Origin of the sequence: Aeromonas sp. WP2-W18-CRE-05, from assembly GCF_014168615.1 — a bacterium.
GTDB classification, from domain to species: Bacteria; Pseudomonadota; Gammaproteobacteria; order Enterobacterales; family Aeromonadaceae; genus Aeromonas; species Aeromonas caviae.
In genome coordinates this window covers 438,306-456,254 of record NZ_AP021917.1, presented here as the reverse complement: position 1 = coordinate 456,254, position 17,949 = coordinate 438,306, and the positions used below count along the sequence as shown (strand labels likewise).

Below are 17,949 nucleotides of genomic sequence, written 5' to 3'. Positions count from 1 at the left end.
GTCCGGTTGTGGTGCTCTCCGGCCCAGAAAATGTTGCAAAAACATCTCCATGGAGTGGGTATGTCATTGGCAAAATTGTTAAATGTAATCATCCTAATCCTCTTCACCATCGGCGCCGCGCTGCTGCTCGTGCTGGAGATCACGACGGTACGACAGTCTATTCTCGACCAGATGTCGGCCAACCTTGAAACCGCCATCACCGCACTGGGGCTGGTGCTGCAGGGCACTCTGCTCAACGATGACAAGGTCCTTGCCGAGACCATAGTGAACGCCATGTTCGACGGAGGCTTCGTCAACTCCGTCGTTCTGCTGGATCCGGATGGCCAGGTGCTGTTCCAGAAGGTGTTCCACACCGCACAGCAAAATGTTCCAGGCTGGCTCCCCTCAGTTATCGACATGCCACCGGTCAAGATTGAGCAGGAGTTGACCGACGGCTGGCGCATTCTCGGTACCCTCACGCTCGAGGGACACAAGGGTTACGCCTACCAGCATCTGTGGAACGCCATCAGTCGTACCGGACTTGCGCTGCTCGCCGGCCTGCTGGTGTTCAGCCTGGTGATCACCTGGGTGTGCCGCCGCCTGCTGCGCCCCCTCGAACAGATCAGTCTGCAACTGGCCCGGATCCGCAAACGCCAGTTCAGCGGCAACCTGCCAACCCCGTGGCTTCGCGAATTGCAGGAAGTCGTTGCCTCCATCAACCAGCTGGTCTCTGAACGCAAGCGGGACCTGCTGCAACAGCGGCTCAAGATCACCCAGCTTGGCAAGCACGACGCTCTCCCGACCCACCAGAAGCTCGTTGGGCTGGTCGACACCGATGGCAACACCTATCAGCAGCATTTCTTCTCCACTCAGGGGAGTATCAGGCTCTACAGCCGCCTGCTACCCAAGCACCCCCCCACCACGGACAGTTCGCCGGATGAAATTCGGGGGCTGCTCAACGACTGGCTGACTCAGAAGGCGGAAGGACTTCAGCTGCCTCTCAGCCTGCTCGGCCACCCAGACTGGGCGCAGTTTGCCCCCGTGCTGACCAGCGCTCGTGGCAAGACGCTGGACTGGCGCTGGGATCTGGCGATCTTCCCCCCCTGGCCGAGGAACGACTGACCGCACTCCAGTCCCAGGGGATTGAGCTGGCATTCAGCAACATCCCGATGAACAACGACAATCTGGCCAAGCTCGACCCCATCAGACCCGTCTTCATCAGTTGCCAGCTCACCCAGTCCCCCCTTTATTGGAACCTGCTCTCCCAATGCCTCCATGCTTCCGGCTACACCTTGCTGGCGGAAGCCGGCGACGTAAGCGATGTGGACATGCTGCGCAGTTGGGGCATCGATGGTTATGCCACTCAGGAGAATGCATCATGAGGATCCCGCTGCTGCTCGCCCTGCTGTGGCAACCGACCCTGCACGCGACCACCATGACCATAGGCACAGGGGGGGAGCAAGGCATCTATTACCAGGTCATCAAGGAGTTCTGCAGACTGGCCAAAAAAAGTGACCCCACGATGCCCTGCAAACTACAGGCCAGCTCCGGGTCCATCGAAAATCTCCGCCAGCTGAAAACGGGAGAGGTACCCTATGCGCTCGTCCAGTCCGACTGGCTCTATCAGGCCAGCCAGGGCACCGGGCCTTTCGCTGCCCAGCCACAACCCGAGCTGAGGGCGCTCTTTGCCACCCACGCCGAACCTTTCACCATAGTGGTGCGAGCCGATGGGGATATCACCACCCTGGAGCAGCTCAAGCTGGCCCCCATCGACATGGGCCTGAAGAGTTCAGGGACTCGTCAAACGGCATTGGCCCTGTTCAATGTTCTGGGCGCAAAGGAGCAGGATCTCGATTTGAAGAGCGTCGCCAATCTCTCCGAAGCGTTGTGCAATAAACAGATCGATGCCTATGGCCTTGTCATGGGTCATCCCAACCGCATCGTGCTGGACACCGCCAAGCGCTGCGCCGTGCGCTTCCTGGCTATCGAGGGGCCCGTAAGGGACCAGCTGCTCAAAGGGGTCAGGTATTACCAGCGTAGCCAAGTGCCGGCACGCATCTACCCGGGCAACCTCAAGGCAACCCCCACCTTCGCCATCGCCGCCACCCTGGTGACCAATGCCGCCACTCCCGATGACGAGGTCTATCGGCTGACTCGGGCCATGCTGAGCCAGCAAACCAGTTTCAACGAACAGACCTATGGCTATGCGAACCTGTTTCACAAGGCGCGCAACAAAATAGGCCCGGTGCTGAGTGTCGAACAGCATCCGGGCGCGGGAAAATATTTCGAGGAGTTGAAGGCGGCGGGCAAGTTATAGCTGGCGACGGGGGGAGCGCAGATGCTCGCTGGAGAACCGGCTCTGCATCGAGGTCCACTGGGCCAGGCGATCGGCACTCCCCGCCAGGGTTCCCTCGCGGCGGGATTTCATGATCCAGATGCTTTTGGCATCGAAACTGTAAACCGGCTGCAGATCATTGCGCTTGCTCCCCGGCAGGATGCGGCCATTGATGTTGTCCAGCACCAGGGGATCTGACTTGATGGTCGGGAAGTACAACGTCACCATGTGGAACTGGTTGTAACGAATTGCCTTCACATAGGCCAGCCGCAGCTTCTTCTCGTCGACCCCCAGCTCCATCAGGGTGTAGTACTTGGCGATGCTGTAGTCCTCGCAATCCCCGCCTCTCGCCCCGATGAACTCCAGCGGATTGGCCCAATAATCATCATCCCCCCACAGTCTGGGATCCTCGCTGTAGGTCAGGTTGTTGAAGTAGTTGTTCACCAGCTCCAGCTTCTGCTGGTCCGTCGTTCCGGCCCTTGGCGTCAGCAGACGAGAGAAGGCCTCGGACCGCTGGATCGCTCTGGCGCCATAGACCGCCTGCATTTTTGCCCTGAGTTCCGGGCTGGCGATGTGTTCGGAAAGACCGGATGCCTGTATGCCGGATCCCAGCAGGGTCAGCGTGCAGGCAGAGACGAGCAACCATTTCATGACTGACACTCCATATCAGATGCTGGAGGTCAGTATAGTTGGCCGCGCCGCCTCTATCGTCAATGTCGGGCAAGGCCTAGCGGCACTGGGCGAAGGCGTCCGCCAATTGCTGCATGAATTGCGGATAACCGTCCGGACCGAGCGGCACCTGCTCGCCGACTTCGTCCAGCAGCAGCACCTTGGCCCCGGTATTGCGGGCGACCGACTCGATCACCGCCGGGGAGAACTGCGGCTCGGCGTAGATGCAGCTCGCCTTTTTCTCTTCCAGCGCCTTGCGGATATCAATCAGCGTCTTGGCTCCCGGGCGACGCTCCGGACTCACGGTGAAGTGTCCCTTGGAGCTCATGCCGTAGTGACGCTCCCAGTATCCATAGGCTTCGTGGAACACGAAGTAGCCCTTCTGATCCACCGCCTCCATCTGCACGGCGATCACCTTGTCCAGGGCGTTCACCTTGCCCTCGAAGGCCGCGAGATTGGCGGCATAGCGCGCCTGGTTGGCAGGATCCAGCTTGCCCAGTTCGGTTGCAATCGCCTTGGCAATCACCTTGGCCTGGGTTGGACCCAGCCAGATGTGGGGATCCACCCCTTCGTGGTGGTGCCCTTCATGGCCCTCGTCGTGCGAGCCGTGGTCGTGGGCGGCATGGTCATGATCCTTGTCATCATGGTGATGCTCGACATGCTCCCCCTGGGTCGCATAGTTGTACAGCGGCATGCCGGGAACCTGGGTCAGGGTCAATACATGAGGATGCCGGGCCAGGGGTTTGGCCATGAAGCCTTCCAGCTCCGGACCGACCCACACCACCAGATCGGCCTCGTTGATGCTGCGAATATCGGAAGGGCGCAGGGAAAAATCGTGGGGCGACGCGCCGGTGGGCAGCAGCACCCCGGGCTCGCTCACTCCATCGGTGATCGCCGCCGCGATGAAGCCCAGGGGTTTGATGGTGGTCAGCACCTCGAGGGCACGGACAGGCAAACTCACCGCCATCAGGGCAGTGATCAGAGCAAGAATTCGCATAGAGGTCTCGTCAGGGAGTATGTGTGTGATAATATAACAAACCAACGTCGCTGTTATATTATAACTCTCACAGGCTGTAAACCCCGGAGCTGTCATGACCCAACTGGTGGAGCTGAAAGAGGTCTGTCTCTCATTTGACGGACGACTCGTGCTCGACAAGGTCTCCTTTACCCTGAACAAAGGCAAAATCACCACCCTGGTCGGCCCCAACGGGGCGGGCAAGAGCACTCTGAGCAAGCTGGTGCTGGGCTTGCTCCGCCCAGATTCGGGGGACATCGTCCGCCGCCGCGACCTGCGGGTCGGCTATGTGCCCCAGCGCCTCTATCTGGATCCCACCCTCCCCCTGACGGTGCGCCGCTTCCTGCAACTCGGCAAGAACAGCCGCCTCTCCATCGAGGAGGCCCTCAATCGGGTCGGTGCCCAGGATCTGCTGGACAACCGGATGCAAAAGCTCTCCGGTGGCGAGATGCAGCGGGTACTGCTGGCCCGCGCCCTGCTGGTCAAGCCCGAGCTACTGGTGCTGGACGAACCGGTGCAAGGGGTAGATATCACGGGCCAGATCGAGCTCTATGCCCTCATCAGCCAGCTGGCCGCCGAGTTCCACTGCGCCGTGCTGATGGTCTCCCACGATCTGCACCTGGTGATGGCCAGCACTCACGAGGTGATCTGCCTCAATCGCCACGTCTGCTGCCACGGCGAGCCACAGAGCGTGGCCCGCCACCCGGAATTTGCCCGCCTGTTCGGGCGGCCGGAGCGGGAGGTGCTGGCGGTCTATACCCACCATCACCACTGCGATGGCGAACACCATCATCATGAACCGCAGGCTCCCGTCATCCGCCTGCCCTCTCGCAACAACTAGGATCTTCACGTGGACAGCTTTCTGTTATACGCCCTTGCGGCCGGACTCGGCATCGCCCTGCTGGCCGGCCCCCTGGGCAGCTTCGTGGTGTGGCGCAAGATGGCCTATTTTGGCGACACCCTCTCCCATGCCTGCCTCTTCGGCATCGCCCTCGGCATCCTGCTGCAGGTGGACCTCACCCTGGCGGTCGTGGTCTGCTGCCTCGCCATGGCAATGCTGCTGATCATCATGAGCCGCAACCAGCAGGTCGCCACCGACACCCTGCTCGGCATTCTGGCCCACAGCGCCCTGTCGCTGGGTCTGGTCACCCTGAGCTTCATGGACAACGTGCGGGTGGATCTGATGGCCTACCTGTTTGGCGACCTGCTCTCGGTGCAGCCCATGGACCTGCTCTGGATCTACGGCGGCGGCGCCCTGGTGCTGCTCACCCTGTGGCGGCTCTGGGATCCCCTGCTCTCCATGACCATCTCGGAAGAGCTGGCCCGGGTGGAAGGGGTGCGGGTGGATGTGCTGCGCTGCGTGCTGATGTTGCTGATAGGCCTGGTCATCGCCGTGGCCATGAAGTTCGTCGGGGCGCTCATCATCACCTCCTTGCTGATCATTCCCGCCGCCACCGCCCGCCGCTTCAGCCAGACTCCGGAGCAGATGGCCGGCTTTGCCGCCCTGACAGGCTGTCTCGCCGTGCTGGGGGGCCTTGCCCTCTCCTGGTATCAGGACACCCCGGCCGGTCCCTCGGTCGTAGTCTGCGCCACCACCCTCTTTGTACTGAGCCAGTTCAAGCGCACCTGACCCGCTCCTGATGGCCCTGGTCTCGCCAGTGCCATCAGGCCTCCCGAATCAGACTCCTGCGTCGTGGGCTGTGCCGTCCATTCTGCATAGGGCGCCCAGCCCGTTCAGACGCGCCTGAGAGGCTCGTTTTCCCCGGGTCTCAGGCTCGCCTGCGACTCCTGCCACAGCCACTGACGCAACCGGCTGATGGCGGGTTCATGGGCGCGCGAGCGCTTGAAGACGAAATAGAAGTTGTCGCCGGTCTCGAGGGCGTGCAGGGGCAGCCGCACCAGACGCGGATCCTCCGGCTGCAACATGTAGTCATTGATGAGCGCCATTCCCTGGTCCCAGTTCGCCGCCTCCAGCGCGAGCAGGATATGGCTGAAATGGTGCACCCTCGCCTCGGGGGGAATGGCCAGTCCCCCCATTTCGGCCCAGCGCCGCCAATCTTCCCCCTTCTCGCGGTAGATAGCCTGGATGGAGAGCAGCGGCAACTGCCACAGGGTGGCGGGCCACTCCCCTTCCACCTGCTGCCACATCCGGCGACTGCACACCGGCATCAGCCGCTCCCGATAGAGCAGATCGTGCATGTAGCCCGGCCCTTCGGGGGAGACGGTGATGAAACCGTCCGCCACCCTGTCGGAGAGCTCGGGATCTTCCGCCACCATCTCCAGGCTGAGATCCAGCTCGGGATAGAGCTGGCGCAGCCCGGCCAGGCGCGGGATCAGCCACTTCACCGCAAAGGAGCTGTAGACCGCGAGCCGCACCCGCATCTCGCCTCCACCGCGCAACTGCTCGCTGCTCTGGGCAATCTGGACCAACCCGGCGGCGATCCCCTCGAAATAGATCTCCCCCTGGGGCGTCAGGGAGAGCAGCCGCCCCTGGCGCAGCAGCAGCCGCTCCCCCAGAAAATCCTCCAGCAGACGGATCTGGTGACTGACCGCACTCTGGCTGACATTGAGCTCCAGGGCGGCACGGGAAAAACTCAGCAGGCGGGCAACCACCTCGAAATATTGAACGGCGCGCAGGGGGGGCAGCTTCATTATCCAAATTTCTCATGCGTGATGATTTTTTATCATTTTACTGGATAACAGGCCGCGGGCTACCCTCCCCTCATCTGAATCTGGAGGTGGTATGAATGCAGTCGGAATAGGCATCCTCTATCTGGTGCTCGGCAACATGGTGGCGGTCTTCTCCGATGCCCTGGTCAAGGTGCTGGAGCCGGACCAGCCCATCTTCCAATTTGTCTTTTTCCGCCAGCTCTCCGCGGCCCTGCTGCTCGCCCCCTGGCTGCTCTGGTCCTGGCGGCGCAACCCGCCGGTAGCCCTCAAATGGCACCTGCTGCGGGCCCACATCTGGGCCGTCGGCGTCTGCCTGATGGTGGTCGCCCTCACCCGGCTGCCGCTCGCCACCGCCAACGCCCTCTTCTATGCCGCCCCGCTGCTGATGGTGCCGCTCGCGGTCTGGCTGGCGGGGGAGGCACTCTCGCGCCAGAAGGTGCTGACGGCGCTGCTCGGCTTCGTCGGAGTGCTCATCGTGCTGCGCCCGACCGAGGTAAACTGGGCCGCCCTGGCGGCGCTCGGGGTGGCGCTCTCCCTGGCGGTCAACAACCTGCTGATCAAGCGCATCCCGCTCCAGCAGCCCATCGCCCAGACCCTGTTTTTCACCAATGTGCTGAGCATGCCCTTCATCCTGGCGCTGGCCTGGTGGGAAGGGGGCGAGTGGCAATGGCAGATGTGGTGGCCCGCCTTCGGCTCCTCGGCGCTCATCATGGTCTACGCGGGGCTGTGCGTGATGGCCTATCGCAAGGCGGAGGCGAGCAAGATCGCCTCGGCGGAGTACACCGGGCTGCTGATGGCGGTCGCCATCGGGGTCTGGCTGTTTGACGAACAGCCGGGACTGCCGCTGCTGCTGGGGTGCCTGTGCATCATACTGCCGCTGGTCGCCATGGCCCGCAGCAAGCCCAAGCCCCAGGCCGAGCCGACGCTCTAGCCTGCCGGGTCAAGCAGGGGGGCGACCCTCTGCTGCAGATGGGGGATCACCCCCTGCTCGAACCAGGGGTTCTTCCTGAGCCAGAGGGTGTTGCGCGGGGACGGGTGCGGCAGCGGCAACCAGGCCGGGCCATAGTCCGCCCAGTGTCGCACCGTCTCGGTGAGTGATCCTTTCGCCGCGGCCCTCAGGTAGTAAGCCTGCGCATACTGGCCGATGAGCAGGGTCAGCTCGATGTTGGGCAGCAGCATCAGTACCTTGTCGTGCCAGGTGGGGGCACATTCCGGGCGCGGCGGCAGATCCCCCGACTTGCCCCTGCCGGGGTAACAGAGCCCCATGGGCATGATGGCGATGCGGGATTCATCGTAAAAGGTGGCCTTGTCCACCCCGAGCCACAAGCGCAGCCGATCGCCGGAGGGATCGTCCCAGGGGATGCCGCTGGCGTGTACCCGGGTGCCGGGGGCCTGGCCGATGATGAGCAGACGGGCGCGCTCGTTGCCGCGGATCACCGGCCTTGGGCCGAGCGGCAGGTGGGCCTCGCACAGGCGGCAGGCCCGGATCTGTTCAAACAGGGGATCGAGTCGGTTCATGGGCCCGATAGTACCAGAGTTTTCTCCCCGCTCCCGCTTGTGAAAGGGGCGGCGGATACTTATCATGCAGCCGCCATTGTTTAGTTTAATAAACGGAGAGAGATGAAGAACTGGATGGGCACCGGCAGCGCGGCCCTCTCATTCGTGCTGTGGGGCATGCTGCCCCTCTATTACCAGTTCATGCCCGAGATCAACATGTGGGAACTGCTCTCCCACCGGGTGCTCTGGTCCGTGGTGCTGCTGGGAGGCATGCTTCTGCTCCTCGGCCAGCGGGTGCCCTGGGGGGCCCTGCGCGGCGATCCCCGGCAGCTCGGCCTTGTGCTGCTGGCGGGCCCCGTGATGTCCATCAGCTGGTGCATGTTCACCTGGTGCCTGACCACGGGCCAAGTGCTGGCCACCAGCCTCGCCTTCTTCATGACCCCGCTCTTCAACATCGCTTTTGCGGTGCTCTTCCTCAAAGAGAAGCTCACCCCGCAAAAACACCTGGCGGTGGCGCTCGCCCTGGCGGGGCTCGCCTACATGCTCTTCTCCTACGGCCAGCTGCCCTGGTTCTCCCTCGTGATGGGGGCCAACTTTGCCCTCTACGGCCTCATTAAGAAGAAGGTGAGACTGGACGCCGGTACCAGCCTCTATCTAGAGTCCCTGGTGCAGTTGCCCATCGCCCTTCTCATCATCGGCTGGCTGACCTTGCAGGGCACCAGCCAGTTTATGGCCGGTGACTGGACCGAGCGACTGCTGCTGATGGGCAGCGCCCCCGCCACCCTGCTGCCGGTGGGGCTGTTCTGCTATGCGGTGGCGCGCACGCCCATGAGCACGGTGGGGCTGTTGCAATACATAGAGCCGAGCCTCGCCTTCCTGCTCGCCCTCTTCTGGTTTGGCGAGATCCCGGATCCGGTGAAATCCGTGGGCTTTGCCTTCGTCTGGGCCGGCCTGCTGGTGAGCCTGCTGCCCCTGCACCGGCTTGGGCGCCAGCGGGCCAGGTGGCGCACCTCGTGACCCTCGCCACCCCCACTCCCTCCCGCTGGTTTGTCTATCTGGTGCGCACCGGCACCGGGGCACTCTATGCGGGGATCAGCACGGATCCCGAGCGGCGACTGCGTCAGCACCAGAGCGGCAAGGGGGCCAGAGCCCTGCGCGGCAAGGGGCTCCTCTCCCTGGTATGGCAGCAGGAGGTCCCCGGCAAACGCGAGGCGCTGCGCCTCGAGTACCGCCTCAAGCAGCAGAGCAAGGCGTTCAAGGAGCGCCTGGTGCACGAGCCGGCGCTGTGGCACGGCTGGAGCCTTTCCTGGCTTGCCACCCCGCACACCGACCCAGTGTCGCCCCCATAAAAAGGGCCACTGCAAGCAGTGGCCAAGGAAGGATGCGAAATCAGGGAGGCTTAACGGTAGGTGTTCGACTGCTTGCGCCTGTTGCTGAGTAGCCAGCACACCACCAACACCACCAGCAACCAGGGCGCCAGCTTGATGATGAGGGCAAACATGCCGGCCAGGGCGCCAAACAGCACGAAGACCCCGCTCACCAGCAGCATGGCCAGCACGGTGAATCCGGTCAGCGCCATGCCGATCAGCACCAGGATCAAGACGATAAATTCCAGCATGTTGTGCTCCTCACGGGCTTGCACTTGCCGACGGGGCGATCCGGAGATCACCCCAGCCAGCGTTGAAGTTCACGGTGGGGAGGCATGACGAGCACCCCCACCAGATAGAGCGCCAGGGCCAGCGGCGGCATCAGGATCAGGGCGAGCAGGGCCACCACCCGCACAGTCACTCTGGACACCCCCAGCCCTCTGGCAAGACCGGCGCAGACCCCGGTCAGCTTGCGATGGGCGAGATCCTTGGGCCAGGGTGTCATGGTTATGCCTCCACCTTCTGACCCTTGAGCCGGGCCAGTTCCCGCTCAATCTCGTCGTTCAGCTCCAGCTCGCGGAACTGGGCCTCGAGGGACGGGTTCTGCCCCAGGGTCGCCGCCTCCAGCTGGGCCTCCAGCTGATCGACACGGTTCTGGAAGCCGTCGAAGCGGGCCACCAGCTCGTGCATGCGCTGGTTGTCCACCTGGGCACGGGCGCGGATGCGGCTGTGGGCGGTCTGTTCGCGCAGGGTCAGCATCTTCTGCTTCTCCCGCGCCTCGGTCAGCTTGGCCGCCAGTCGCTCGCTGTCGGCGGTGAGCTGGGCCAGCACTTCGGCCACCCGCGCCTTGTCCTCTTCCAGCCGCTCGCACTGCTTCATCTCCGCCAGCTTCTCGGTGAGGGCGGCACGGGCCAGATCTTCGCGGCCCTTCTGGATGGCGAGTCCGGCCTTGGCTGCCCACTCCTGGATCTGGTTGCGCAGCGCCTGCTGATGGCGCTCCAGCTGTTTCTGTTCGGCGATGACGCGGGCGGCCTGGGTTCTCATCTCGACCTGGACCTGCTCCATCTCCTCGATCATCAGCCGCAGCATCTTCTCCGGCTCTTCGCTCTTGTCGAGCAGGCTGTGCAGGTTGGCATTGATCACGTCGGTCAGGCGGCTGAATACGCTCATGGTCTGGCTCCTTGTTGATGGGGTGTCACTCTCTTCCCATGACATTACAAGAGCCGTGCCAGAATATTTTTTCTTTTATTTACAAATAGATGAAAGTTAACGATGGATGTTCACCGGATACAGAGTGGTGAAAAAAACCAACAAGATGGTGATTTTCACCAATAAAAAAGGGAGCCAGCGGCTCCCTCTCTTCTCTGCAACCGGGCTCAGGCCGCCGGCCGATGGCCAAGCTTGCCATCCAGCTCCGCCAGCTTGGCTTCCATCTTCTCCCGGCAGGTGTCGGAGAGCTCGCGGATGCCGGCGGCGCCGTGCTCCTTGCTGCACACCGGGGCCATCACTTCCAGCAGCACCTCGCCGTTGTCCCAGCGGTTGAGATCGACCTGACCGAAGTAGCTGGAGCAGACGATGGGCACCACCGGCACCTCGGCCTGGACGGCAGTGTGGAAGGCCCCCGCCTTGAACGGCAGCAGACCACGCCCCTGGGAGCGGGTCCCCTCCGGGAACATCCAGATGGAGGTGCCGCGATGCTTGATGCGATCCACCACCTGGCCGATGGTGCCGATGGCGCGGGAGCGGTTGGAGCGGTCGATCAGCACGTTGCCGGAGAGCCAGAAGATGAGACCGAAGAAGGGGAGCCACAGCAGGCTCTTCTTGCCCACCGCCACCACGCCGGGCTGCACGGCGCCGGTCACGGTGAAGATGTCGTAGTTGCTCTGGTGATTGCAGACGTAGACCGCAGGTCCCACCGATTTGACCTCGTCGGCCACCGTCACCCGGACCTTGAGGCCGATCAGCGGGCAGACCGCATGATACATGCGGGCGAAGACATAGACGTTGTTCGGGTGGCGCGGGCGCACCAGACAAAGCAACAGGCCGAACAGGAACCAGAAGACGAGCAGCAGTGCCAGCAGCAGCACACGGGCAAGTTTGAGCATCGAACACCTCGGAATTTGACTCGGCGCAGTATACTGGTCCCCCTTTTAGCGAACAAGCGTTCGCCAGACAGAACCGACCAGCCCCGGACGTCACCGGTCACCCCGGCTTGCCCCACCCGCCATTGCCCGCTAGGATGTGGCCATCTTGATGAACGGGGCGAGCATGATGTTGCAACAACGCGCGGCGACACGACTCCTGCTGCTGGTCTGCCTGCTGGTGCTCAATTGCGCTGCCCAGCCGCTGGCCCGCCTCGCCCTGCTCGATCACGCCGTGAGTTGCCAGACCCTGCCCCAGTTCGCCTCAGCCGACGACCAGGCTGACAAGGGCACGCCCGCCAGTGTGCAGCCCAACAGCTGCCAGCTCAACGGCAAATGGCTGAGCGCCGCCAGTCTGCTGTGCGTGGAGCAACTCTTCTTCGCCATCGCCTTCGTGATTGCCCTGCTGGTGCCCCTGTCACGGCGCGCGCCGGCACTGCCTCCCCCCATCAATGTCTCGCCGCCGGAGCGGCGACTGCACCTCACCCTCTGCGTCTGGCGGGAATGAGTTCAGCCGCGCTTTTTCAGCCTGCTGTCACTCATTTTTTGCGAGACCCAACACATGTCGAATCTCTTCAAGGCGGCCCTGCTACTGGGCAGCCTGCTGTGGCAATCCAGCGGATTGGCCAGCGATACGGGGTGGCTCACCCGCCCCCAGAACAGTCACGCCAAGGTCAGGCTGCAAGCCGACCGCAGCGTCCCGGATCAGACCCGCATCCTGCTCGATGTCCAGCTGGCGTCAGGCTGGAAGACCTACTGGCACAGCCCGGGTGAAGGGGGCATTGCGCCCCAGATCCTGTGGGATGAGCCGGTCGGCGACTTCCAGTGGCACTGGCCCACGCCGCGCCCCTTCGAGGTGGCCGGGCTCAACACCCAGGGCTATCAGGAGCAGGTACGCTTCCCCCTGAGCCTGAGCTACCCGGCCGGGCAGCCGCTCAAGGGCACCTTGCGCCTCTCCACCTGCAGCAATGTGTGCATCCTGACCGACTATCCCTTCACCCTGGCGGCGGATGGGCAGGCGCCGGCCGGTTTTGACTTCGCCTGGGCCCGGGCCATGAGCACCCTGCCACAGACGCTGCCCGCCGACACCCGGGTCGAGCTCGGCTACCAGCATAACCAGCTGCAACTGCGGGCCGAGCGGGCAGAAGGCTGGCAGGAACCTGCGCTCTTCATCGATGCGCTGGAGGGGGCCGAGTTCGGCAAGCCCGCGCTCGAGGTAAGCGGCACCACCCTGATTGCCCGGGTGCCGGTCAGCGATGGCTGGCAGGGGGATGCCCCTGACTTGCGTGGCCAATCCCTCGGCCTGCTGCTCACCAGCGGCGAGCAGGCCTGGCAGACCCGCGCCACCATCGCCGATCCCCTCGCCCTGCCGGCCCCGGGGCAGCCACTCCTCTGGCTGCTGGGGGCAGCGCTGCTCGGCGGTCTCATCCTCAACCTGATGCCCTGCGTGCTGCCGGTGCTGGCTCTGAAACTTGGCACCGTGCTGCAGCAGCAGGAGCGCGAACAAGGAGGCGTGCGCAAGCAGTTCCTCGCCGCCAGCGCCGGGATAATCACCTCCTTCTGGGTGCTGGCAGCCATGAGCAGCCTGCTGCGCGCCACACAAGGGGCCGTAGGTTGGGGGATCCAGTTCCAGAGCGCTGGTTTCATCGGCTTCATGGTGGCGGTGACCCTGCTGTTTTGCGCCAACCTGCTGGGGCTGTTCGAGATAAGGTTGCCCAGCAACCTCAACACTCGCCTCGCCACCCGCGGCGGCGAGGGGCTCGGCGGTCACTTCCTGCAAGGGAGTTTCGCCACCCTGCTCGCGACCCCCTGCTCGGCCCCCTTCCTCGGCACCGCGGTGGCCTTTGCACTGGCGGCGCCCCTCGGCCAGCTCTGGCTCATCTTCACGGCCCTCGGCCTTGGCATGAGCCTGCCCTGGCTGCTGGTGGCGGCCCTGCCGCGCCTTGCCCTCTGGCTGCCCAAACCGGGGCGCTGGATGGAGCGACTGCGCATCCTGCTCGGGCTGATGATGCTGGGCTCCAGCCTCTGGCTGGCGAGCCTGCTTGGCAACCATCTGGGCACCACGGCCACCGGCTGGCTGATGGCCGCCATGGTGCTGGCGCTGCTGATGGGCATCCTCTGGCGCTATGGCCTGCGCGGCTTCACGCTGGCCCTCTCCCTCTCGGCACTCATCGGCGGCGCCCTGCTGCTGGGGGGCGCCCTCACGGTGAAAGGGAGTGGCAGCGTCGATCGCATCGCCTGGCAGCCGCTCTCCGAACAGGCCATCGCCGACGCCCTGGCCCAGAACAAGCGGGTCTTCGTGGATGTCACCGCCGACTGGTGCGTCACCTGCAAGGCCAACAAATACAACGTGCTGCTGCGTGACGAGGTGCAGCGCGCCCTGTCGGCCCCGGACGTGGTAGCCCTTCGCGGCGACTGGAGCCGGCCGAGCGATGCCATCTCCGTCTTCCTGCGCCAGCGTGGCGCCGCCGCCGTTCCCTTCAACCAGATCTACGGGCCCGGCCTGCCGGAAGGAGAGGTCCTCTCTCCCCTGCTGGACAAGGCCGACTTGCTCGACAGCTTGCACAAGGCCGGCCTCGTTCAGGCCGATGCCACCCATTTCTAAGGAGAATGCCATGAGACTGCGAACCCTGACCCTCTGCACCGCCCTGGTCGCCGCCACCCTGGGCACCCCCACGCTGCACGCCGCCCCCTTCACCCCGGAGCAGGAGGCCCGCATCAAGGAGCTCATTCGCGAGACCCTGATCGCCAACCCCGGGATCCTCGACGAGGCAGCCGAATCCTGGGAGAAGCAGAACGCCGCGACCCAGCAGGCCCAGATGGGTGACTTCATCAAGGGCAACCAGGACGTGCTGTTCAACAGCCCCACCAGCCCGCGCCTCGGCGCCAAGCATCCCAAGCTGACCCTGGTGCTGTTCACCGACTACAACTGCCCCTACTGCAAGCAGTTCGACCCGGCGGTCGCCAAGCTGCTCGCGGCCTATCCGGACGATCTGGGGCTGGTGATCAAGTTGCTGCCGTTCAAGGGGCAGACCTCCGCCAAGGCAGCCCAGTACAGCCTGACCCTGTGGCAACAGGATCCTGCCCGCTTCCTCCCCCTGCACGACAAGCTCATGAGCAAGCAGGGGATGCTGACCGAGACGGACATCAACAAGGCGCTGGCCGCCACCGACAACCTGACCCTCAAGCCCGCAGGCAAGGCCACCGAAGAGCTGCGCAACAGCCTGCGCATCGGCACCCTGCTGGGCGTGCAAGGCACCCCGGCGACCCTTATCGGCAACCAGCTGGTGCCGGGTGCCATTCCCTATGACGAGCTGGAGCAGCTGGTCAAAGCCGAGCTGGCCAAGCGGAGCTAAGCCATGGCCGAGGATGCAGGCATAAAGGCCCCCCGCTGGCGCCGCTGGGGCAAGGAGGCGCTCTGGCTGCTGCTGATGGCGCTCGTCATCACCACCCTGGTGGATCTGTGGCGCAGCCCCACCCTGCCGGCGGGTGCCATGGAGGCCCCCTTCACCCTGCAGGACGGCACCACCACCACGCTGGCCGAGCAGAGCCGCGGCAAGCCCCTGCTGGTCTACTACTGGGCCAGCTGGTGCGGGGTATGCCGCTTCACCACTCCCACGGTGGAGCAGCTCTGGCAGGAGGGCGAAAATGTGCTGACGGTGGCCCTGCGCTCCGGCAGCGATGAGCAATTGCGCGCCGGGATGACGAAGAAGGGGCTGACCTTCCCCACCCACAACGACGAGTCCGGGGATCTGGCCGCCCGCTGGCAGGTGGGGGTGACGCCAACCTTCCTCGTCATCAAGGATGGGGCTCTGGTGAGCAGCACCACCGGCTGGAGCAGCGCCTGGGGGCTCAGGTTGCGGCTGCTCTGGGCAAGCTGGTAGCCCCCTTCATGCCAGAGATGCAAAGAGCCCGGTATCGCTACCGGGCTCTTTTTCATCAGAGGGCTGACAACCCGCCCTATTGGGCGGCCTCCATCGCCCGTTTCTCCAGATTGGCCTTGATGTCGAGACGCTCAGACTCCCCGATCACTCCGTCACCGTTCTTGTCCAGGCGAGTGAAGAGCGCCTCCTGCCGCGCCATGAACTGGGCCCTGGTGGTCTCCCGCGACGGCTTGAGCTGGCTCATCCGCTCCGGGACCGGCTTGCCTGCCTGCTGCATCACGCCAGCCAGCTTTGCCAGGTTGGCCTCTTTCTCGGCAACCGACAGCACGCCGTCACCGTTTTTGTCCTGCAGGGCGAAGCGCTGGGCGGCGCGCTCCATGAACTGGGCCCTGGTGACATCCCCCATCAGCGGCGAGGCGGGCAATATGTCGCTGGCAGAGGCGGCACTGCCTGCCAGCGCGAGCACGAAAAACGCGGACTTGACCATGGCGATGACTCCTTGTGACGGCAGAATCCGGATGGTTCGGACAAGAGGGGGCCGGGCAACGCCGGGGCCTGCCGCCCCCCTCTGCCAGTGTAGCCCCGCCGCCATCTCGCACCGCCCACTCTTTTCGTACAGAAAGACCGCACTTTCATGGCAGAGGCGCCGGCTTTCCGTTAAAATCTCCGGTTTTTGCCGAGCCTGGTTTGCCGACGTTGCGCCACCAGGTCGACACAGGATGAATTCCACCATGCCAGTGAGGCAGGATCCGTCATGAACAACTACTTCCGGGTGTTGGGCGTCAAGTCCAACGCCAGTGAAAACGACATCAAAAAAGCCTATCGACGGCTGTCGAACCAGTACCACCCCGACAAGCTGCACGGGGCGAGCGAAGAAGAGAAAGAGCAGGCAGCCGCCCGGCTGCACCAGGTAAAGCAGGCTTATGAAGTGCTGTCCGATCCGAAACAGCGGGCCGCCTTTATCAAGGATTTCAACAACGTCATCGTGACCGATCCCGCTGCTGCCATGCAGGAGATGTGGGACCAGTTCTACCCCTGAGCCACCAGGCAAGAAGAGCGACTATGCAAAAAAAATGGGACCAGGCACGGCTCAAGGCCCTGCAAAGCGATGCCAGCGAGAACATCGAATCCTACCGGGATCAGGATGACCCCAAGGGGCTCGAGCAGTTCACCGACCAGATGAAGAGCCTGCTGCTGGCCGACATGAGCATGCTGGAGTTCATGCCCGAATACCTGCCGCTTGCCCTCTATGGCCGGGTGCAGTTCCCGCCCAAGGCCAAGTCGCAGTGGAACAAGTGGCTCGCCAGCGGCGAGCAGCCCTCCTGGGACGAGTTCAAGGTGAGCGTCGGCTTCAACAACGCCATCCTGCCGCTGGTCAAGGCGGTGCGGGCCCAGAGCGAAGATCAGCTGATGGAAGCCTGCGCCGTGCTGTTCCTGCTGGACAACCCGCTGCCCCGCGGCAGCCACCGCGGTGATGACGACTATGAGCTGCGGGACGAAGAAGAGGAAGACGGGGAAGATGCCGACGCCGATTACCACGGCGGCAGCGACCGCTATGGCGACGACCAGGGCGAGCAGGATATGTACGACGAAGTCCGTTTCTAATTGGGGCAAGGCATGAGCAACAGTCTGATAGAAATTACCGCCATCGAGATCAAAGAGCTGGCCGTCATCGAGCCGAAGCAGGCCAGCGAGAAGTTCGAGCTGATCGCCAAGACCATGTCTGACGACCAGCTGGCAGAAGTGATTGAAAACATTGATATCGTTACCCTGACCCAGATCAACGGCCAGCACGACATCTCCTTCCCCTCCATCATCTCCGAGCTGATGACCCCGGAGCGGATCCGCGACATCGTCTGCCAGCAGCCCCTCTACTGGGAAGAGGCGATCAAGAACAACGCCGACGAGCTGCAACAGCACACCTTCGACTTCCTCAACTACCTGATCCGCACCCAGGATAGCGAGGCCAAGCAGCGGGAGATCCTCGAGTGCGTGGCCGAAGATCCGGCCGGTCTCTTCTACCTCGCCATCCCCTTTATCGAGTTCTATCGCGGCGATCGCTATGAAGAGGACGAAGGCTATCGCGACGTGCTGCACGCCGAAGAGGAAGATCTCGAAGAGTCCCTGCGCTACAGCGAGCGCCAGCAGGCCGAAGACAGCCACGACTATGCGCTGGACGACCCGCGCAGCCTCTTGATGCTCATTCGCGAGCTGGCCCCCGAGGTGGAAAAATCCATCAAGTCGCTGCTGCGCAACGAGCACTCCACCTGGGACGGCATCATCAACAAGTTTGCCGCCGAGCTGGTGATGCAGGCCAAAGAGAAGAACAAGGTCGAGGAAGACGAGTACGGTGACGTCGACGACATGTTCAGCTTTCTGGATTAAGGAGCCC

The 17,949-nt window shown here is 63.5% G+C and carries 22 protein-coding genes and 1 pseudogene; 14 read left to right on the top strand and 9 right to left on the bottom strand.

Features of this window, described 5'->3' with window-relative positions; all coding sequences use genetic code 11:
• Positions 1-60 precede the first annotated feature (60 nt).
• Positions 61-1,361: pseudogene (locus H7R73_RS02225) on the top strand (LapD/MoxY N-terminal periplasmic domain-containing protein).
• Positions 1,358-2,296 carry a TAXI family TRAP transporter solute-binding subunit gene (locus H7R73_RS02220; protein ID WP_234927682.1) on the top strand — a complete coding sequence of 313 codons (939 nt, stop codon included), beginning with the start codon at positions 1,358-1,360 and terminating at the stop codon, positions 2,294-2,296. Before H7R73_RS02225 ends, H7R73_RS02220 begins: the two are co-directional and overlap by 4 nt.
• Here the strand turns inward: H7R73_RS02220 and H7R73_RS02215 are convergent.
• Together H7R73_RS02215 and znuA are read right to left on the bottom strand one after the other, a co-directional pair.
• Positions 2,291-2,965: a transglutaminase-like cysteine peptidase gene (locus H7R73_RS02215; protein WP_041212317.1), complete on the bottom strand. Its 675-nt coding sequence runs from the start codon at positions 2,963-2,965 to the stop codon at positions 2,291-2,293. The genes H7R73_RS02220 and H7R73_RS02215 overlap by 6 nt on opposite strands.
• Positions 2,966-3,041: 76 nt before the next feature.
• The gene (gene znuA / locus H7R73_RS02210; protein ID WP_103260874.1) at positions 3,042-3,980 is read right to left on the bottom strand and encodes a zinc ABC transporter substrate-binding protein ZnuA; all 939 of its coding nucleotides are present in this window, start codon (positions 3,978-3,980) and stop codon (positions 3,042-3,044) included.
• Between the two features lie 94 nt (positions 3,981-4,074).
• Here znuA and znuC point away from each other — a divergent pair, with 94 nt between their 5' ends.
• Together znuC and znuB are read left to right on the top strand one after the other, a co-directional pair.
• Positions 4,075-4,839, top strand: coding sequence for a zinc ABC transporter ATP-binding protein ZnuC (gene znuC, locus H7R73_RS02205; protein ID WP_010672804.1), 765 nt, complete (start codon positions 4,075-4,077; stop codon positions 4,837-4,839).
• Positions 4,840-4,848: 9 nt separating this feature from the next.
• On the top strand, positions 4,849-5,628 hold the full coding sequence (znuB, locus tag H7R73_RS02200; protein WP_103260875.1) for a zinc ABC transporter permease subunit ZnuB: 780 nt from the start codon (positions 4,849-4,851) through the stop codon (positions 5,626-5,628).
• 104 nt (positions 5,629-5,732) lie between these two features.
• On the opposite strand, the gene H7R73_RS02195 is transcribed toward znuB, so the two are convergent.
• Complete coding sequence (locus H7R73_RS02195; protein WP_103260876.1) at positions 5,733-6,650, bottom strand: LysR substrate-binding domain-containing protein; 918 nt, start codon at positions 6,648-6,650, stop codon at positions 5,733-5,735.
• A gap of 91 nt (positions 6,651-6,741) precedes the next feature.
• Here H7R73_RS02195 and H7R73_RS02190 point away from each other — a divergent pair, with 91 nt between their 5' ends.
• Positions 6,742-7,599: a DMT family transporter gene (locus H7R73_RS02190; RefSeq protein ID WP_103260877.1), complete on the top strand. Its 858-nt coding sequence runs from the start codon at positions 6,742-6,744 to the stop codon at positions 7,597-7,599.
• Here H7R73_RS02190 and H7R73_RS02185 read toward each other — a convergent pair.
• Positions 7,596-8,186: a uracil-DNA glycosylase family protein gene (locus H7R73_RS02185; protein ID WP_041214394.1), complete on the bottom strand. Its 591-nt coding sequence runs from the start codon at positions 8,184-8,186 to the stop codon at positions 7,596-7,598. The two genes, H7R73_RS02190 and H7R73_RS02185, sit on opposite strands and share 4 nt — an antisense overlap.
• Before the next feature lie 102 nt (positions 8,187-8,288).
• Between H7R73_RS02185 and rarD the strand changes: the two genes are divergently transcribed.
• Positions 8,289-9,182, top strand: coding sequence for an EamA family transporter RarD (rarD, locus tag H7R73_RS02180; RefSeq protein ID WP_103260878.1), 894 nt, complete (start codon positions 8,289-8,291; stop codon positions 9,180-9,182).
• Positions 9,179-9,514, top strand: a complete 336-nt coding sequence (locus H7R73_RS02175) for a GIY-YIG nuclease family protein (RefSeq protein ID WP_103260879.1) — start codon at positions 9,179-9,181, stop codon at positions 9,512-9,514. Before rarD ends, H7R73_RS02175 begins: the two co-directional genes overlap by 4 nt.
• A gap of 50 nt (positions 9,515-9,564) precedes the next feature.
• Here the strand turns inward: H7R73_RS02175 and pspG are convergent, their stop codons facing one another.
• The 4 genes from pspG to H7R73_RS02155 form a co-directional block, all read right to left on the bottom strand.
• Positions 9,565-9,783, bottom strand: a complete 219-nt coding sequence (gene pspG / locus H7R73_RS02170) for an envelope stress response protein PspG (protein WP_010672797.1) — start codon at positions 9,781-9,783, stop codon at positions 9,565-9,567.
• Positions 9,784-9,830: 47 nt separating this feature from the next.
• Positions 9,831-10,037, bottom strand: a complete 207-nt coding sequence (locus H7R73_RS02165; RefSeq protein WP_103260880.1) for a PspC domain-containing protein — start codon at positions 10,035-10,037, stop codon at positions 9,831-9,833.
• A 2-nt stretch (positions 10,038-10,039) separates the two neighbouring features.
• Positions 10,040-10,702 (bottom strand): phage shock protein PspA, encoded by a 663-nt coding sequence (gene pspA / locus H7R73_RS02160; RefSeq protein ID WP_103260881.1) that lies wholly within the window; start codon positions 10,700-10,702, stop codon positions 10,040-10,042.
• Positions 10,703-10,908: 206 nt separating this feature from the next.
• The gene (locus tag H7R73_RS02155) at positions 10,909-11,637 is read right to left on the bottom strand and encodes a 1-acylglycerol-3-phosphate O-acyltransferase (protein ID WP_039039739.1); all 729 of its coding nucleotides are present in this window, start codon (positions 11,635-11,637) and stop codon (positions 10,909-10,911) included.
• A gap of 163 nt (positions 11,638-11,800) precedes the next feature.
• On the opposite strand from H7R73_RS02155, the gene H7R73_RS02150 reads away from it, so the two are divergent.
• Genes H7R73_RS02150 through H7R73_RS02135 form a run of 4 tightly spaced genes read left to right on the top strand, consistent with a single transcriptional unit; the run spans position 11,801 to position 15,557 of the window.
• Complete coding sequence (locus H7R73_RS02150) at positions 11,801-12,181, top strand: hypothetical protein (RefSeq protein ID WP_103261193.1); 381 nt, start codon at positions 11,801-11,803, stop codon at positions 12,179-12,181.
• A 54-nt stretch (positions 12,182-12,235) separates the two neighbouring features.
• Positions 12,236-14,278: a protein-disulfide reductase DsbD family protein gene (locus tag H7R73_RS02145; RefSeq protein WP_103260882.1), complete on the top strand. Its 2,043-nt coding sequence runs from the start codon at positions 12,236-12,238 to the stop codon at positions 14,276-14,278.
• A 10-nt stretch (positions 14,279-14,288) separates the two neighbouring features.
• On the top strand, positions 14,289-15,029 hold the full coding sequence (locus H7R73_RS02140; protein WP_010672791.1) for a DsbA family protein: 741 nt from the start codon (positions 14,289-14,291) through the stop codon (positions 15,027-15,029).
• A 3-nt stretch (positions 15,030-15,032) separates the two neighbouring features.
• Positions 15,033-15,557: a protein disulfide oxidoreductase gene (locus tag H7R73_RS02135; RefSeq protein ID WP_103260883.1), complete on the top strand. Its 525-nt coding sequence runs from the start codon at positions 15,033-15,035 to the stop codon at positions 15,555-15,557.
• A gap of 76 nt (positions 15,558-15,633) precedes the next feature.
• Here the strand turns inward: H7R73_RS02135 and H7R73_RS02130 are convergent, their stop codons facing one another.
• Positions 15,634-16,044, bottom strand: coding sequence for an EF-hand domain-containing protein (locus H7R73_RS02130; RefSeq protein ID WP_042014966.1), 411 nt, complete (start codon positions 16,042-16,044; stop codon positions 15,634-15,636).
• 267 nt (positions 16,045-16,311) lie between these two features.
• On the opposite strand from H7R73_RS02130, the gene atcJ reads away from it, so the two are divergent.
• The 3 genes from atcJ to atcB are packed head-to-tail and all read left to right on the top strand — an operon-like array spanning position 16,312 to position 17,942.
• Positions 16,312-16,596 carry a cold adaptation protein ActJcold adaptation protein ActJ gene (gene atcJ / locus H7R73_RS02125; protein WP_024943298.1) on the top strand — a complete coding sequence of 95 codons (285 nt, stop codon included), beginning with the start codon at positions 16,312-16,314 and terminating at the stop codon, positions 16,594-16,596.
• A gap of 23 nt (positions 16,597-16,619) precedes the next feature.
• Positions 16,620-17,162, top strand: a complete 543-nt coding sequence (atcA, locus tag H7R73_RS02120; protein WP_103260884.1) for a cold adaptation protein AtcA — start codon at positions 16,620-16,622, stop codon at positions 17,160-17,162.
• A gap of 12 nt (positions 17,163-17,174) precedes the next feature.
• Complete coding sequence (atcB, locus tag H7R73_RS02115) at positions 17,175-17,942, top strand: cold adaptation protein AtcB (protein WP_026035107.1); 768 nt, start codon at positions 17,175-17,177, stop codon at positions 17,940-17,942.
• Positions 17,943-17,949: the final 7 nt, after the last annotated feature.